The organism is Micromonospora sp. NPDC005237, from assembly GCF_040607775.1.
Classification (GTDB): domain Bacteria; phylum Actinomycetota; class Actinomycetes; order Mycobacteriales; family Micromonosporaceae; genus Micromonospora.
Map to the genome: position 1 here is coordinate 303,775 of NZ_JBEXHJ010000001.1, position 15,408 is coordinate 319,182.

The following is a 15,408-nucleotide window of genomic DNA, read 5'->3' on the forward strand; positions in this document are numbered from 1 at the left end:
GGGCATGATGTGCGGATGCTTTATGCGGTCATCCCGGCAGGTGGCAGCGGCACAAGGTTGTGGCCGTTGTCCCGCGCCGGCCACCCCAAGTTCCTCCACCCGCTGACCGGTACCAGCGCCTCGTTGCTCCAGGCGACCGTGGAGCGGCTCGCGCCGCTGACCACACCGGATCGGACCCTCGTGGTCACCGGCGCCGCGCACGTCGCGGCGGTCGCCCGACAGCTGACCGGGCTGCCGGAGGAGAACATCCTGGTCGAGCCGTCCCCCCGGGATTCCTGCGCGGCGATCGCGCTGGCCGCGGCGGTGATCGCGCAGCGTGACCCGGACGCGGTCATGGGGAGCTTCGCGGCCGACCACCTGATCCGCGACCCGGACAGCTGGGTGCGCACGGTGCGGGAGGCGGTCCGGGGGGCCGAGCAGGGCATGCTGATGACGGTCGGGATCACCCCGACCCGGCCGGAGACCGGCTACGGCTACCTGGAGACCGGCGACGAGACCGAGGGCACGCCGTGGCGCCAGGTGGCCGAGTTCAAGGAGAAGCCGGCCGCCGAGGTCGCCGAGGCGTACGTCCGCTCGGGCCGGCACCTGTGGAACGCGAGCATGTTCGTCTGGCGGGTGGACGTGTTCCTCGCCGAGTTGGCCCGCCAGCAGCCCGCGCTGCACGCGGGGGTCACCGCGATCGCCACCGCCTGGGGCACCCCTGAGCAGGACGACGTGCTCGGCACGGTCTGGCCGACGCTGCCGAAGATCTCCGTCGACTACGCGGTGATGGAGGGCGCGGCCACCGCGGGTCGGGTCGCCACGGTGCCGGGCGATTTTGGCTGGAACGACGTCGGTGACTTCCACACCCTGGGTGACGTGCTGCCCGCCGACGACGCGGGCAACGTGGTGCTCGGCACCGACGCCAAGCCGGGCGTGCTCCTGCGGGACACCGCCAATCTGGTGGTGGTGCCGCAGTCGGGCCGGTTGGTGGCGGTCCTCGGTGTGCGCGACCTGATCGTGGTGGACACTCCGGACGCGGTGCTGGTCTGCCCGCGTGAACGGGCCCAGGACGTCAAGCTCCTCGTCGACGAGCTGAAGGAGCGGGGCGAAGAGGGCTACGTCTGAGGGCCGCGAGGGCCGGCTCGACCAGTTGCGCCGTCCCGCCGGCCAGCGGCTCGGGCAGCCGATCGGGCGGGAACCATCCCAGCTCCTCGGCCTCGTCGCTGACCTGCTCGACGGCGCCGGGCGGGGCGACCACGGCGAACCGGACGTCGTAGTGGCGCGACCCGCCCTGGCAGAGCACCTCGTGCACGTCGATGTCGATCGGCACCGGATCGATGCGCAGGCCGTCGATGCCGGACTCCTCGGTGGCCTCGCGCAGCGCGGCTCCGACCAGGGTCTGGTCGACCGGTTCGCAGTGTCCGCCGAGCTGCACCCAGCGGCCGAACTTGGCGTGCAGGCAGAGCAGCACCCGTGCGCCGGTCGGGTCCAGCACCAGCGCGCTCGCGGTGACATGGCCGGGGCGGTGCTGCCGGCTCATCGCGACCGGGCCGGCGGCGAGCAGCGCGAGGGTCCGGTCCCGCGCGTCGGCCGCCGCCGGGCTGGTCGGCTGCCAGCCCTGCAGCAGCGCGACGGCGTCGGCGTGCAGCGTCGCGTACGACGCGGGATCGGTGGGGTCGACGGCGGGTCCGGTGAGCGCGGTGTCAGGCACCCCGTCACTGTACGAGCGTGCCCTCCGTACGCTGGCGCGGTGACCCTGCGACTCGTCGAATTCGTGGTGGCCGGCAACGAGGCAAGCGATCTGCTGCCGGTGCGATCGTCCGCGCTGCTGCGGTCGTACGGTGCTCGGCGGGGTTTCTGGACGGTGCTGGACGAGGGCCCGGTGGAGCGCTGCCTGGCCCTGCTGCTGGAGTTGGACGACGGTGAGTGGACGGCCCGGCACGTCACGGCGGACGCCGGGGTCGAGAACGGCCGGACCGAGGACGGTGAGGCGCTCGCCCACCACGACGGCTGGGTGTACGTCTTCGGCTCCCACTTCGGCTCGAAGGCGGGCCCGCTGCGCCCCCGTCGGGCGTTCGTGGCCCGGTTCCGCGAGGACGACGCGGCGGCCGGCCCGCTGCCGGTGCACGTGGTGCGCAACCGGTTCCGGCTGCACCGCGCGGTGAACGACGCCCTCGCCGCGTCCCCGCTGACCCTGCTGCCGCCCGGGAAGCGGGTGCGCGACCGGTTCATCGTGGAGACGCTGGCGCGGGGGACCAGTCGGGCGAAGAGTTGGGTGAGTCGGCTGGCCCCGGACGACCTGCCGTTGAACGTGGAGGCCGCGGCCTTCACCCCGGCCGGCACGGTGCTGCTCGGGTTGCGTTTTCCGGTCACCGAGGCCGGCGAGCCGATCCTGGTGGAGGTGTCCGGGGTGCCGGGCATGTTCGCCGCGGAGCCGGTGTGGCCCCGGGCGCTGGGGGCGTACGCGGTGACCGGGGTGACCCCGCCGGGCGAGCTGACCGGCTTCCGGGCGATCGCGCCGACGCCGGACGGCGGGTACGCGGCAGTGATCGGCTCGATCGACGCGCTGGGCAAGGGGTCGGTGCTGCTCGACGACCATCCGGGCGGGGGCGCGGTCACGTCCCGGCACGTGCGGTTCCGGTTCCCGGCGGGGCGGACGGGCGACTCGTGCCGACTGGTCGGGGAGCCGGTGGCCGACCTGGCGCCGTTTCACCACGTCGAGGGGCTGGCCGAGCTGGACGGACGGCCGTTCTACGTCACGGACGAGGACCATCGGGTCGCGCTCTGGGTCGGCTGAGCGGGGCAGGCGTTTCCGCAGCGATGGGATGACCGGACGGCACCTCTGCGGAGCAAGGGCCGCAGACCCTCGTGGTGCCGCCCGATCACCGGTCCCTCCCCGGTCCCCGGTGCCCCGGCGCCGGTTACGTCCATGACGTGTCGGTGCCGTGCTCGGGCACTGGAAGCATGCCTAACCGGCCCCGGGGACGTCGAGGTTTTTCAGCCCAGGCTTAAAGATGGAGATAACTGCCGGCCGGGTAGAGTCGAACGGTCGCCCGGCATCCCTCTGCCGGCGACACGGGAGCGCTCCATGCTGAAGATCCACTTTTCCGGCGAGGACATTCTCCGGACCCGGGTGGCGCCGGCGGCCGACCCGGTCTGGGAGCTGGTCCTCAGCCTGCACGTGTTGCAGGGCCGCAACCGCGATCCGTTGACGTCGACCTGGCGGCGCACCGTGACTCGCGGTCTGCGCCAGGACGCCGCCTCCGACCAGCTCCGACTGCTCTTCGCCCTGAACCCGCCGCGCGGCTACTTCCCCGACTTCCTCACCCCGTACGCCAGCGTCGAGGGTTTCGAGGCGGGGCTGGAAGCGGTTCGCAGCACGCCGACCCAGCTGCTCCAGCGGGATCTGAACCTGCTGGCCGCCGAGAACCAACTGCCGGCCTCCGCCACCGCGCTGGCCCGCGGTGACGGGGCGATGCTGCGCCACCTCGCGGAGTCCATGGAGCAGTACCGGTCGCTCGCGATCGGCCCGTACTGGAGCCGGATCCAGTCGGCGGTGGCGGCGGACCGCACCCTCCGCGCGCGGGCCCTGCTCGACGGCGGCGTCGAAGGGCTGTTGGCCAGCCTTCGCCCGCGCATGCGCTGGGACAGCGGGGTGCTGGAGGTGCGCGACTACCCGCACAGCCGGGAGCTGCACCTGGACGGTCGAGGGCTGCTGTTGGTGCCGTCGTTCTTCTGCGCGGGCACCCCGGTCGCCCTGCTCGACCCGGCGCTGCCGCCGGTGCTGGTCTATCCGGTGGACCGGCTGGGCGGGATCGCCGCGACCGACGGCGACGCGTTGGCCGCGTCGAGCGCCGGCCGCGACTCGCTGGCCGCGCTGCTCGGCCGGACCAGGGCGGCGGTGCTGGAGGCCAGCCACGACGGCTGCACCACGGGCGAGGTGGCCCGCCGGCTCAACATCTCACCGGCGGCGGCCAGCCAGCACGCCACCGTGCTGCGCAACGCCGGCCTGCTCGTCAGTCACCGCGACCGCAACACCGTGCTGCACACGCTGACCCCGCTGGGCCGGGCCGTCCTGGACGCGTGAGTCTGGCCCGGCCGTGGGGTCACAGGGCGAGTGCGGCGCTGGCCGGGCTGCCGGCCGGCGGAGGCAGCAGCGTCGACCGGACACCCTCGGCGGTCAGGGCGACGCGCAGCCGGTGCAGGTCGGCGCCGAATCGGACCAGGTCCATCGGGTCGACCGGCGCCGGCGCGGTGCCGAGCACCAGCGCGCTGGCGTTGGCCGGCCAGCCCGGCACCTCGGCGACCAGGCCGGCGCGTACCTCCGCCTCGTCGACGAGGGTGAAGACCGTGCCGGGGGTGACCACCTCGGCGACCGCGTCGAGCGCCCGTCGCACCGCGGCCGGGTCGGCCGGCTCGGGGCCGATCGCCTCGGCGAGGGTCGCGGCCTCGGCCAGCCCGGACGCCCGAGCCTCAGCGGTGCCCAGCGAGAACAGGTCCTGCGCGGCATCACGGATGAGCGCCCGCGCGCCGTCGGAGTCGTCCGCGCGGGTGGCCGCGAGGTAGCCGCGCACCACGGCGACGGGGACCTGGTCACACTTGCCCTTGATCAACTCACCGGCGCCCGCCAGCTCGTCCACCACCGCCATCTGGGTCAGTTGCAGCTCGTTGCCGTACGGGTCCACCTCGCCCCGATGGTCGCGGATGGCCGGCATCCCGGCCACCCCGAGCGCCACGTCGGTCAGCCCGTTGCGCCAGGGCCGGCCCATGGTGTCGCTAATGATCACGGCGACATCCAGGTCGTACCGTTCCCGGAGCGCGGCGCGCAGCTCCCGGGCCGACGCGTCCGGATCCACCGGCAACAGCACCAGCCGGGTCTTGTCGACGTTCGACGCGTCGATCCCGGCGGAGGCCATCACGAAGCCGTGGTGGGTCTGCACGATCCGGGTCGGCCCCCGGCTGGCCACCACCCGGGCGGTCTCGCCGGCCAGCACCTCCTCGCGCGCGGCGAGCCGCTCCGGCCCGTCCGCCGGGACGTCGACCAGCCGCCCCTCCGCCTTCGAGACGATCTTGCTGGTCACCACCAGCACGTCGCCGTCGCGCAGCCATGGCGCGGCGGTGGCGATCAGCGCCGCCAGGTCGTCACCCTCGGTCACATGGCCGATGCCCAGCACCGGCAGGATCTCCAGCCTCACGTCAACTCCACCGCGGCGCGGACCATCGCCGCCGTCGCCGCCTCGTCGGTCATCCGCAGCGGCATCGCGCGGACCGTCACCTCCGGCACCAGCGTGTCGGCGTCCTCCTCGTCCACCAGCCAGCCGTCCAGCAGCCCACCCGCCGCCCGAGGGCCGTAGAGCCGGCCCACCCCGGCCGCGCTGCACTCGACCCCGAGCACGGCGAGACAGCGGTCGGCCATTCCCCGGACCGGGGCGCCGCCGATGATCGGCGAGACACCCACCACCGGCGCCGGGCCGTCGGTCACCGCCTCGCGCATCCCCGGTACGGCCAGCACCGGCGCGATGCTCACCACCGGGTTGCTCGGCGCGATCAACACCAGGTCGGCCGCGCCGATCGCCTCCCGCACCCCGGGTGCCGGCGTCGCCGTCTCCGCGCCGACGAAGACGAAACGGTGGGTGGGGATGTCGGCCCGGTACCGCACCCACCACTCCTGGAAGTGGATCGCCCGCTGGCCCTCGTCACCGTCGACGACCGCGTGGGTCTCCAGCCGGTCGTCGGTCGCCGGCAGCAGGCGTACGCCGGGCTGCCACCGGGTCGACAACGCCTCGGTGACCGCGCTCAGCGGGTAGCCGCCGTTGAGCATGGTGCTGCGCACCAGGTGGGTGGCGATGTCCTTGTCGCCAAGGCCGAACCAGGTCGGCTCCGCCCCGTACGCGGCCAGCTCCTCCTTGACCGTCCAGCTCTCGCCGACCCGGCCCCAGCCCCGCTCGGGGTCGGCGCCGCCGCCGAGGGTGTACATGACGCTGTCCAGGTCGGGACAGATCTTCAACCCGTGCAGCCACAGGTCGTCGCCGACGTTGACCACGGCGGTCACCTCGGCGCCGACCTCGCGGGCGTACGCCCGGACGCCGAGCAGGAACCGGGCGCCGCCGATGCCGCCGGCCAGAACCACGATGCGCATGTCGACCATCCTCGCGTACGCGACGCCTCCGGTCCGCCGGTGGCCGGGGAGACTAGGCTCACGTGCGCCCTGTCCGTCCATGCCCCGAGGGGGAGTTCGTGACCAGCCCCGCCGAGCCCGCGTCCGCCGACGCGACGCAGGCCCGCCAGCTGACCAAGCCACTGCGCGAACTGGGTGCGCTCGCCCTGCTCGGCGCCAACGCCGTGTTCCTCTTCGTGGGGCTGCTCCGGCTGCTCACCCCGAACGACTACCGCGGTTTCACCGACCGAGCTGGCGATCAGTTCTTCTCGTTCATCGGGGTGGAGTCGGTGGCGCTGCCGCTGCTGGCCGTCCTGCTGGCCACCCACGTCGCGCCGGTGCTGCCGAAGGCGAAGCTGATCACGCAGGTGGCGCTGGGTGAGTACGCGGTCAGCGCGGTGCTCGGCACCCTCACCATGCTGATCTGGACGGTGGGCCGCCTCGCCGAGGCCGAGATCCTCGACGCGTTGCTCGGCCTCCTCACCCGGTTCGCCTGGCTGGTGATCTTCGCGGTGGCCGCCTGGGTGGTCTTCACGATCTGGCGGGCGTTCTACTACGTGCCCAAGCCGAAGCCGCAGCCGGGCGTCTACGGCCAGCCGCAGCCGGGTTGGCCGCAGCAGCAGGGCGGTTGGCCGGCTCCGGGTCAGCCCGGTGGCCAGCCGCACGGCGGATGGCCCGCTCCCGGCCAGCCGGGCGGATACCCGCAGGCCGGCCAGCCGGGCGGTTACCCGCCGGCGCAGTTCCCCGGCCAGTACGGCCAGCCGTCCCCGCCGTTCCAGGCTCCGCAGTCCGCGCCGCCGCACCCGCAGTCCGCCCCGCCGTTCCAGGCCGCCCCGCAGTCCACGCCGCCGTTCCAGGCCGCTCCGCAGTCCGCGCCGCCGTTCCCGCAGTCCGCGCCCCCGGCCAACCCGGCCCCGCAGTCGGCGCCGCCCGCGCCGCCGTTCGGGCAGCCGCCGTCGGCCGACCCGACCCAGACGATCCCGCGCCAGTCCGCCGAGCCGGCCTCCGCCGACCCCACCCAGGCCATCCCGCGCCCGGCCGACCCCGACGCCGACCGCACCCAACACATCAACCCGGGCGAGCACCCCGACCAGCCCCGCTGAGCCGCCAGCCCTCCGGGCTGGTGATGTTCGGGTCCTCCTTTGCTCTGCTTCAACCGAGGCAACGCCCGGCGTCCGAATATCGGACGCGCGGTGTTGCGTAGGTTGAAGCAGAGCAAAGGAGCCGCAGGTGGTGCCCGCCCCCTCCACCGACGAATCAAGTGATCATGGCGTGCGGTTTCCCACGCTGCGGGCTGGGTCTGGTGGCTCGGGCTCGCGCTGCGCATAGGCTGAGTGGATGGTTGATCGCACCCACTCCGGTCCGAGCGAGGCGAGCGTGCGGCGGGCCCTGGGCCGGGCCGCGACCGGGCGCGCGCTCGACGTCGACGAGGCGACCGCGCTGCTCGCCGCCCGTGGCGACGCGCTCGACGAGCTGCTCCGGACCGCCGGTGGGATCCGCGACGCCGGGCTGCGTGACGCCGGGCGGCCGGGCGTGGTCACGTACTCGAAGAAGGTCTTCATTCCGCTGACCCGGCTCTGCCGGGACCGTTGCCACTACTGCACGTTCGCCACCGTGCCGCACCGGCTGCCGGCGCCGTTCCTGGACCGCGACGAGGTGCTGGCCATCGCCCGGGAGGGCGCCGCCCAGGGCTGCAAGGAGGCCCTGTTCACCCTCGGTGACCGGCCGGAGGAGCGCTGGCCGGCGGCCCGGAGCTGGCTCGACGAGCGCGGCTACGACTCCACTCTGGACTATCTGCGCGCCTGCGCGGTGGCCGTGCTGGAGGAGACGGGCCTGCTGCCGCACCTCAACCCGGGCGTGCTGTCCTGGTCGGAGCTGCAACGGCTCAAGCCCGTCGCCCCGAGCATGGGCATGATGCTGGAGACCACCGCGACCCGCCTGTGGTCCGAGCCGGGCGGCCCGCACTACGGCTCGCCGGACAAGGAGCCGGCGGTCCGGCTGCGAGTGCTCGACGACGCGGGCCGGGTGGGGGTGCCGTTCACCACCGGCATCCTCATCGGCATCGGGGAGACCCCGGCCGAGCGGGTGGACGCGCTGTTCGCGATCCGCCGCGCGCACCGGGAGTACGGCCACCTCCAGGAGGTGATCGTGCAGAACTTCCGCGCCAAGCCGGACACGGCGATGCGCGGCATGCCCGACGCGGAACTGCACGACCTGGCCGCCACGGTGGCGGTGGCCCGACTGCTGCTCGGCCCGAAGGCCCGCATCCAGGCCCCGCCGAACCTCATCGCCGGCGAGTACGCTCTGCTGCTGCGCGCCGGCATCGACGACTGGGGAGGCGTCTCCCCGCTCACCCCGGACCACGTCAACCCGGAACGCCCGTGGCCGCAGATCGAGGAGTTGGCCCGGCACACCGAGCTGGCCGGGTTCACGCTGCGGGAGCGGTTGACGATCTACCCGGAGTACGTGCGCGCCGGTGACCCGTGGCTCGACCCGCGGCTGCTGCCGCACGTGAACGCCCTCGCCGACCCGGCGACCGGCATGGCGGTCGAGTCGGCCCTCCCGCAGGGGCGCCCCTGGCAGGAGCCGGAGGAGACGTTCGGCGGGCGCACCGACCTGCACGCCACCATCGACACCACCGGCCGCACCGACGACCGGCGCGGCGACTTCGACAGCGTCTACGGCGACTGGTCCGAGGTCGCCGGCAAGGTCACCCCCGAGGCGGCGGCGCAGCGAGCGGGCGTACCCCCGGCGCTGGCCGGCAGTGGTGCGGACCGTGACCTGGCGGCCGGGCTGCGGCTGGCGGCCGACGACCCGGCGGCCCTGCTCGATCCCCGGCACACCGACGCGGCGCTGGCGCTGTTCGGCGCGGACGGGCCGGCGCTGGACGAGCTGTGTCGGCTCGCCGACGACGTACGCCGCGACGCGGTCGGCGACGACGTCACCTACGTGGTCAACCGCAACATCAACTTCAGCAACGTCTGCTACGTGGGCTGCCGGTTCTGCGCGTTCGCCCAGCGTGAGCGGGACGCCGACGCGTACCGGCTCTCCGTCGACCAGGTCGCCGACCGGGCCGAGCAGGCGTGGGCGGCCGGTGCCAGCGAGGTGTGCCTCCAGGGCGGCATCGACCCGAAGATGCCGGTCACCGGGTACGCCGACATCGTGCGCGCGATCAAGGCCCGCGTGCCGGAGATGCACGTGCACGCGTTCTCCCCGATGGAGATCGTCACCGCCGCCGCGAAGGCCGGTGTGCCGGTGCGCGAATGGCTGACCCAGCTGCGCGAGGCGGGGCTGGACACCATCCCGGGCACCGCCGCCGAGATCCTCGACGACGACGTGCGCTGGGTGCTCACCAAGGGCAAACTGCCGGCCGCCGCCTGGGTCGAGGTCGTCAGCACGGCCCACGAGCTGGGCATCCGGTCCAGCTCCACCATGATGTACGGCCACGTCGACCACCCCGGACAGTGGCTGGCGCACTTCCGGGTGCTGGCCGGCGTGCAGGACCGTACCGGCGGATTCACCGAGTTCGTGGCGCTGCCGTTCGTGCACACCAACGCACCGATCTACCTGGCCGGCATCGCCCGCCCGGGGCCGACCTGGCGGGAGAACCGCGTGGTGCACGCCATGTCGCGGCTGCTGCTGCACGGCCGGATCGACAACATCCAGTGTTCCTGGGTGAAGCTCGGCGACGAGGGCACCGTGGCGATGCTCCAGGGTGGCTGCAACGACCTGGGCGGCACGCTGATGGAGGAGACCATCTCCCGGATGGCCGGCTCCGGCAACGGGTCGGCGCGTACCGAGGAGCAGTTGCGGGCCATCGCGAAGGCCGCCGGTCGTCCGGCGCGCAAGCGATCGACTGCGTACGGTCACGCTCCGCGCTGAAGTCGAACCTTTTCCCGCCGTCGGCCGTACCAAGCGGTGCCGGCGGCGGTCGCGGCGAGGACCGCCGCCGGTGTTCCCTCAGGGGCCCGGCGGCGTCACCTCGACGGCACCGGACCCGTCCGTCACCGCGGGCGCGTACGCGCCGCCGCCGGAAAGGTTGCCCATGACCAGTGATCAGCGGAAGCGGCCCTGGCCGCGACTGACCCGCCGGCAGACGTTGACCGCCGCGGCCAGCGCCACCCTCGGCGCCGCCGCACTCACCGTGCCGGGTCTGTCGGCCGCGCAGAACGCGCCGGGCGCGGCGGGTCGGGACGACGAACCGATCGTCGTGCACCTGCGCGACGCCGCGTCCGGAACGATGGACGTCTTCGTCGGTGAATCCCGGATCGAGGTACGCGACCGCGGCCTGGCGGACCGACTGCGGCGCGCAGCCCGGCGCTGACCCGCACGCTCCGCCCGCCATCAGTCCCCGCCCAGTGAGGTTGGTCCGCCATGTCTTCCCACCGCGAGGCTCCGGAGATTGCCAAGGATCCGGTCGCCGACAGCTCCGACCTTTACGCGTTCGTCAGCCCCGACAAGGCCGACACGGTCACGTTGATCGCCAACTACGTGCCCTTGCAGCTCCCGTCCGGGGGGCCGAACTTCTTCGAGTTCGGCGACGACGTGCGCTACGAGATCCACATCGACAACGACGGTGACGGCCAGCCCGACGTCACCTACCGGTTCGAGTTCACCACCGAGATCACCAACCCGAACAGCTTCCTCTACAACACCGGGCCGATCGACTCGCTGGACAGCAAGAACTGGAACCGCCGGCAGTTCTACAGCCTGACCCGGGTGACCGACGGCCGGGAGCACCGGCTCGCGCACAAGCTGCCCTGCCCGCCGTGCAACGTCGGCCCGCTGTCCACCCCGAAGTACGCCGACCTCGTCCGGCAGGCCACCTACACCCTGTCGACCGGGGAGCGGGTCTTCGCCGGCCAGCGCGCGGACGGCTTCTTCGTCGACCTGGGGGCGATCTTCGACCTCGGCACGCTGCGGCCGTTCCAGCAGCTGCACGTCGCCGGGAAGAAGATCTTCAAGGCCGAGGGGGAGCCGGTCAACGCCACCGACCGGATGAACGTGCACAGCCTCGCCGTGCAGGTGCCGCTGAAGCAGGTGCGCCGCCGCGCCAGCCGGTACGGCGCGGCCGACCAGGCGTCGGTGCTCGGTGTGTGGACGTCGGCGTCGCGCCGGCAGGTCCGGGTGCTCGGCGACCGGGTCGCGCAGGACACCTCCACCGGCCCGTTCACCCAGGTCTCCCGGCTGGGCAATCCGCTGTTCAACGAGGTCATCGTGCCGATGTCCAAGAAGGACCTGTGGAACTCGCTGCCACCGTCGGAGGACAAGCGGTTCGCGCAGTTCGTCGAGCGGCCCGAGTTGGCCGCGCTGCTGCCGGCCCTCTACCCGGACGTCTTTCCCAACCTGGACAAGCTCAACAAGTCGAAGAAGGCCCGGGCCGACCTGGTGGCGATCCTGCTCACCGGCGTACCGGCTGGGCTGATCGACGGCTTCACCAACGCGACCGGTGACGTGCAGGCCGACATGCTGCGGCTGAACACGGCGATCGCGCCCACCAAACGGCCGGACCGGTTCGGGGTGCTCGGCGGCGACCTGGCCGGCTTCCCCAACGGGCGGCGGGTCGGCGACGACGTGGTCAGCATCGCGCTGCGGGCGATCGCCGGGGTGACCGTCCCGCTGGTCGACAAGACGTTCCGCCCGGACGCGGCGGCCGCCGCGGTCACCCCCGGGTTGAGCGCCGCCGACGTGACGGCCCCGTTCCTCGCGAGCTTCCCCTACCTCGGTACGCCGTACGACGGGTTCAACAACCCGCCGGCGTCGTCCTGATCTTCGGCAGGGGAGCAGCGGATGCACGAGCACACGTACGGGCCGTCGGAGACGGGGAGTGTCGTCCTCGAACTGGGTGGTGACACCGGTGCCCTGATCGTCTACACCGGTCGGGAGTTGCACGGCCGGGAGATCGAGATCAGCCGCGGCGATGATCGGCGGGTCCACTCGGCGGTACGGGAGCGCCGGGTGCGGGACGGGTCGTTCCACAGTGCGGTCTATCCCGATCTGCCCGCCGGTCTGTATACCGTCTGGTGGGACGAGGACACGTCCTCGGGCGTCGTTTCTGTCCATGGTGGAGGGATAGCCGAGTTCGTGTGGCCCAGCAGCGGTTTTGGGGCCGCCGGCTGACCTCGAAGCGCCACTTTTCACTCGCACCCCATCCACAATGTGGGCGGGGTGCGAGTGCTGTCCACGGCTCGACGGGCGGTCTGCGCCGCGCCGCGTTAACCTGTCCCCCACCAAGATCAGCTTTGCGAGAGGGGGCTGGTGCTCTCCCGGCGGTGGCCCGTCGGGGGGAGCGCCACGGCAGAAAAGTCGGGCAACTCGCCGGAGAGGGCGTTACTCGGCCGGGGTCTGAATCGATAGGGCAGGTTGCGAGGCTGGGACGGTCCTGGTGGCCGACCAGGGGTGTCGGGAGGGCGACTCCATTATCAAGTTTGGCTTGACGGCGCACGCATTACACGCGTGTAATTTGAATGGGGTTGTTCGCACGGAACGCAACAAAAGGGACCGGACGAACAAACACGCCTTTCGCGTGGGGGGTTGCAGCGGCGATGACGCCGGTGCGCGACAAGGAGGCATTTGATGGACGGCCAGCTTGAGGTGGCCGACCTGCTCGGAAACGCGCCGGAGTGGCAGGAGCGGGCCCTGTGCTCGCAGACCGACCCCGAGGCGTTCTTTCCCGAGAAGGGCGGCTCGACCCGCGAGGCGAAGCGAATCTGCTCGCGCTGCGAGGTCAAGACCGAATGCCTCGAATACGCTCTCGGCCATGACGAGCGGTTCGGCATCTGGGGTGGGCTCTCCGAGCGGGAGCGGCGCAAGTTGAAGCGGCGGGCCGCCTGAGCGGTGCAGGGTCGGGGCGGTGGGGGCCGCCCGGCTCAGCCGTCGTACGGGCGCGTACGGCTCAGGCAAGCTCGTCCGGGTCGACCCCGAGCAGGTTCGCCACCTGTTCGATGATCACGTCGTGGACGAGGTCGGCGAGATCCTCGCGGTCCATGGCGCGGAACTCCAGCGGTCGCCGGTACAACACGATGCGCGGCGGCACCTCCTGGCGGCCGGGGCGGCCGGGCAGCAGCCGGGCCAGCGGCACCTCGCCGTCCTCCAGCACGTCGGAGTCGTAGACGTTCAGATCCGGTGGGACGTCCTCGACGGCGAACTCGACACCGGCCAGCTCCTTGGCGAACCGCCGCTCCAACGTCTCGACGGTGTCCAACACCAGATCGTCGAAGACCTCGGCCTTGGTCCGCGCCAACGGCACGGTCGCCGGCACCAGACGCCCGCGCAGGCCACGCCCGTGCCGGTCGCGGTGCGCCCGCCGGCCGGGGCCGGGGCGGCGGTGTTCCGGGCTCGTCATGACGCAAAGGGTAGTCCCCGTGCCGGGCCGGCCAGCGGCAGCGGCACTCCTCTGGCGCGGCGCGACCCGAACCGGGAATTGTGATCACCGCGACGGGCGTGTCGCAACGCGAAGCGATGCGCCGGACCCGGTAATGGAGATACCCTGCCGCCGTGAGGTCACCACGGCGCTGCTCCCGTAACGGCTGTCCCCGGCAAGCGGTCGCCACATTGACCTATGTCTACAACGAGTCGACCGCCGTGGTGGGCCCGTTGGCGGCGTTCGCCGAGCCGCACACGTACGACCTGTGTGAGCAGCACGCCCGCAGCCTCACCGCGCCGCGCGGCTGGGACGTGGTGCGGCACGAGGGTGAGTTCGAGCCGCCCCCGCCCACCACGGACGACCTGGTGGCGCTGGCCGAGGCGGTTCGCGAGGCCGCCCGCCCGGCCCCCCGCCCCCCGGAGCACGACCAGGCCCACCCGGAAGGCCCCCACCAGACGGGCCGCCGAGGCCACCTCCGAGTAATCCCCCCAAACCACTAACCCCCCACCCGGCCCGCCCAGCGCGGTCAGTGCCCCAGGAGGCGGGAGAGGGTTTTGGCGCGGTGGGAGGGGCGGTTGGTTCGGATCTCCTTGGCGTCGGCGCTGGTCATGACGCGCAGAGCCGTGTTCATCGCCAGCCAGCGCAACGGTTCCGGCTCCCAGCGGGGCGAGCGGTGGTTGACCCAGGGCAGGCTGGTCAGCTCGCTGCGCTCGCCGCGGATCAGGTCGGCCAGGGTGCGGCCGGCGAGGTTGCTGGAACCCACCCCGTCCCCGACGTAGCCGCCCGCCCAGGCCAACCCGCTGGCCCGGTCGAATCCGACCGAGGCTGCCCAGTCCCGGGTCACCCCGAGCGGGCCACCCCAGGTGTGGGTCACCGGAACGTCCGGCCCGAGCACCGGGAACAGTTCACCCAGCGTCCGCCGCAGCGCCGCGAAGACCCGTGGCTCCCGGTCCTGGCCGGGAGAGACCCGGGACCCGAAATGGTACGGAGCACCGCGCCCGCCGAAGGCCAGCCGACCGTCCGCCGTCCGCTGGCCGTAGATGATCACGTGTCGGTGGTCGGAGAACGTCTCCCGATCCGCCAGGCCGATCCGCTCCCAGGTCTGCGCCGGCAGCGGTTCGGTGGCCACCATCAGTGAGTACACCGGCGCCACCGTGCGTCGCAGGCCGGGCAGCATTGGCGTGTACCCCTCGGTGGCCCGTACCACCACCGACGCCCGCACCGTCCCCGACGCGGTGACCGCCGCGCCGGACCGGATCGCGGTCACCGTGGTCTGCTCGTGGATCCGCACCCCGAGTCGCTCCACCGCCCGCGCCAGACCACGCACCAGCTTCGCCGGGTGCACGACCGCGCAGTGCGGGGTGTACGTCCCACCGCGTACCCCCTCGGCGCCGCACCGGGCCGCGGCCTCGTCGGCGTCGAGGAGCGCCAGGTGGTCCGCGCCGAAGCCGAACGCGCGGGCCTCGTCCACGGCGGCCCGGGCCCGGGCGAGCTGCGGGCCGGTGCGGGCGAGCGTGACGGTGCCGCCGTCGGCCCAGTCGCAGTCGATGCCCTCGGCCGCGACCACCCTGCCCACCGCACGGACGGTGTCGTGCATTGCCCGCTGCATGGCGACAGCCGCGTCGCGGCCGTGCCGGCGGGTCAGCCCGGTCAGTGACGTGGGAAAGAGCGCCGAGCACCAGCCGCCGTTGCGCCCCGACGCCCCGTACCCCGCGATCTCCCGCTCCAGGACGACGACCCGCAGCGTCGGATCGGCCTGGGCCAGGTGGTACGCCGTCCACAGCCCGGTGTAGCCGGCGCCCACGATCACCACGTCGGCGTCCGTGTCGCCGGGCAGCGCCGGCCGCGGCGTGAGCGGCTCGTCCAGGCTGGACAGCCAGTACGACAGATTCTCGTAGCCCAT

General features: G+C 72.9%; 15 protein-coding genes. 10 read left to right on the plus strand and 5 right to left on the minus strand.

The genetic code is table 11. The features are described 5' to 3' along the window. The first annotated feature begins 15 nt into the window (after positions 1-15). The gene (locus tag ABZT87_RS01500; RefSeq protein WP_354854232.1) at positions 16-1,107 is read left to right on the plus strand and encodes a sugar phosphate nucleotidyltransferase; all 1,092 of its coding nucleotides are present in this window, start codon (positions 16-18) and stop codon (positions 1,105-1,107) included. Here ABZT87_RS01500 and ABZT87_RS01505 read toward each other — a convergent pair. Next, entirely contained in the window at positions 1,055-1,630 is a 576-nt protein-coding gene (locus ABZT87_RS01505; protein ID WP_355063221.1) for an NUDIX hydrolase, read from the minus strand. The genes ABZT87_RS01500 and ABZT87_RS01505 overlap by 53 nt on opposite strands. A 102-nt stretch (positions 1,631-1,732) precedes the next feature. Between ABZT87_RS01505 and ABZT87_RS01510 the strand changes: the two genes are divergently transcribed. Together ABZT87_RS01510 and ABZT87_RS01515 are read left to right on the plus strand one after the other, a co-directional pair. Continuing rightward, complete coding sequence (locus ABZT87_RS01510) at positions 1,733-2,779, plus strand: hypothetical protein (RefSeq protein ID WP_355132879.1); 1,047 nt, start codon at positions 1,733-1,735, stop codon at positions 2,777-2,779. A gap of 291 nt (positions 2,780-3,070) precedes the next feature. Then, a complete protein-coding gene (locus ABZT87_RS01515; RefSeq protein WP_355063017.1) occupies positions 3,071-4,069 on the plus strand; it encodes a winged helix-turn-helix domain-containing protein in 999 nt (332 codons plus the stop codon). 19 nt (positions 4,070-4,088) lie between these two features. Here ABZT87_RS01515 and ABZT87_RS01520 read toward each other — a convergent pair whose 3' ends face one another. Both ABZT87_RS01520 and cofD read right to left on the minus strand, forming a co-directional pair. Continuing rightward, entirely contained in the window at positions 4,089-5,177 is a 1,089-nt protein-coding gene (locus ABZT87_RS01520; protein WP_355132881.1) for a coenzyme F420-0:L-glutamate ligase, read from the minus strand. Further along, the gene (gene cofD, locus ABZT87_RS01525) at positions 5,174-6,121 is read right to left on the minus strand and encodes a 2-phospho-L-lactate transferase (protein WP_354854238.1); all 948 of its coding nucleotides are present in this window, start codon (positions 6,119-6,121) and stop codon (positions 5,174-5,176) included. Before cofD ends, ABZT87_RS01520 begins: the two co-directional genes overlap by 4 nt. A 98-nt stretch (positions 6,122-6,219) precedes the next feature. Between cofD and ABZT87_RS01530 the strand changes: the two genes are divergently transcribed. The 6 genes from ABZT87_RS01530 to ABZT87_RS01555 all read left to right on the plus strand — a co-directional run bounded on the left by ABZT87_RS01530 (position 6,220) and on the right by ABZT87_RS01555 (position 12,973). Then, a complete protein-coding gene (locus ABZT87_RS01530; RefSeq protein WP_355132883.1) occupies positions 6,220-7,242 on the plus strand; it encodes a hypothetical protein in 1,023 nt (340 codons plus the stop codon). 235 nt (positions 7,243-7,477) lie between these two features. Then, positions 7,478-10,021, plus strand: a complete 2,544-nt coding sequence (locus ABZT87_RS01535) for a bifunctional FO biosynthesis protein CofGH (RefSeq protein ID WP_355132885.1) — start codon at positions 7,478-7,480, stop codon at positions 10,019-10,021. A 163-nt stretch (positions 10,022-10,184) separates the two neighbouring features. Then, on the plus strand, positions 10,185-10,463 hold the full coding sequence (locus ABZT87_RS01540; RefSeq protein ID WP_354854243.1) for a hypothetical protein: 279 nt from the start codon (positions 10,185-10,187) through the stop codon (positions 10,461-10,463). A gap of 50 nt (positions 10,464-10,513) precedes the next feature. Then, the gene (locus ABZT87_RS01545) at positions 10,514-11,908 is read left to right on the plus strand and encodes a DUF4331 domain-containing protein (RefSeq protein WP_355132887.1); all 1,395 of its coding nucleotides are present in this window, start codon (positions 10,514-10,516) and stop codon (positions 11,906-11,908) included. A 21-nt stretch (positions 11,909-11,929) separates the two neighbouring features. Then, positions 11,930-12,259, plus strand: coding sequence for a phospholipase (locus ABZT87_RS01550; RefSeq protein ID WP_355132889.1), 330 nt, complete (start codon positions 11,930-11,932; stop codon positions 12,257-12,259). 456 nt (positions 12,260-12,715) lie between these two features. Beyond that, positions 12,716-12,973, plus strand: a complete 258-nt coding sequence (locus ABZT87_RS01555; protein ID WP_007455784.1) for a WhiB family transcriptional regulator — start codon at positions 12,716-12,718, stop codon at positions 12,971-12,973. A gap of 61 nt (positions 12,974-13,034) precedes the next feature. Here the strand turns inward: ABZT87_RS01555 and ABZT87_RS01560 are convergent, their stop codons facing one another. After that, on the minus strand, positions 13,035-13,484 hold the full coding sequence (locus ABZT87_RS01560; RefSeq protein ID WP_007455785.1) for a metallopeptidase family protein: 450 nt from the start codon (positions 13,482-13,484) through the stop codon (positions 13,035-13,037). 152 nt (positions 13,485-13,636) lie between these two features. Between ABZT87_RS01560 and ABZT87_RS01565 the strand changes: the two genes are divergently transcribed. Beyond that, positions 13,637-14,005, plus strand: coding sequence for a DUF3499 domain-containing protein (locus tag ABZT87_RS01565; protein WP_354854249.1), 369 nt, complete (start codon positions 13,637-13,639; stop codon positions 14,003-14,005). A gap of 26 nt (positions 14,006-14,031) precedes the next feature. Here ABZT87_RS01565 and ABZT87_RS01570 read toward each other — a convergent pair whose 3' ends face one another. Continuing rightward, the gene (locus ABZT87_RS01570; RefSeq protein ID WP_355133670.1) at positions 14,032-15,408 is read right to left on the minus strand and encodes an FAD-binding oxidoreductase; all 1,377 of its coding nucleotides are present in this window, start codon (positions 15,406-15,408) and stop codon (positions 14,032-14,034) included.

Excerpts from the sequence above, each read along its gene's own strand:
- ABZT87_RS01535 (WP_355132885.1), top strand. The coding sequence starts at position 7,478 with ATGGTTGATCGCACCCACTCCGGTCCGAGCGAGGCGAGCGTGCGGCGG.
- ABZT87_RS01515 (WP_355063017.1), top strand. The coding sequence starts at position 3,071 with ATGCTGAAGATCCACTTTTCCGGCGAGGACATTCTCCGGACCCGGGTG.
- ABZT87_RS01545 (WP_355132887.1), top strand. The coding sequence starts at position 10,514 with ATGTCTTCCCACCGCGAGGCTCCGGAGATTGCCAAGGATCCGGTCGCC.
- ABZT87_RS01555 (WP_007455784.1), top strand. The coding sequence starts at position 12,716 with ATGGACGGCCAGCTTGAGGTGGCCGACCTGCTCGGAAACGCGCCGGAG.
- ABZT87_RS01560 (WP_007455785.1), bottom strand. The coding sequence starts at position 13,484 with ATGACGAGCCCGGAACACCGCCGCCCCGGCCCCGGCCGGCGGGCGCAC.
- cofD (WP_354854238.1), bottom strand. The coding sequence starts at position 6,121 with ATGCGCATCGTGGTTCTGGCCGGCGGCATCGGCGGCGCCCGGTTCCTG.
- ABZT87_RS01540 (WP_354854243.1), top strand. The coding sequence starts at position 10,185 with ATGACCAGTGATCAGCGGAAGCGGCCCTGGCCGCGACTGACCCGCCGG.
- ABZT87_RS01500 (WP_354854232.1), top strand. The coding sequence starts at position 16 with ATGCTTTATGCGGTCATCCCGGCAGGTGGCAGCGGCACAAGGTTGTGG.
- ABZT87_RS01550 (WP_355132889.1), top strand. The coding sequence starts at position 11,930 with ATGCACGAGCACACGTACGGGCCGTCGGAGACGGGGAGTGTCGTCCTC.
- ABZT87_RS01570 (WP_355133670.1), bottom strand. The coding sequence starts at position 15,408 with ATGGGCTACGAGAATCTGTCGTACTGGCTGTCCAGCCTGGACGAGCCG.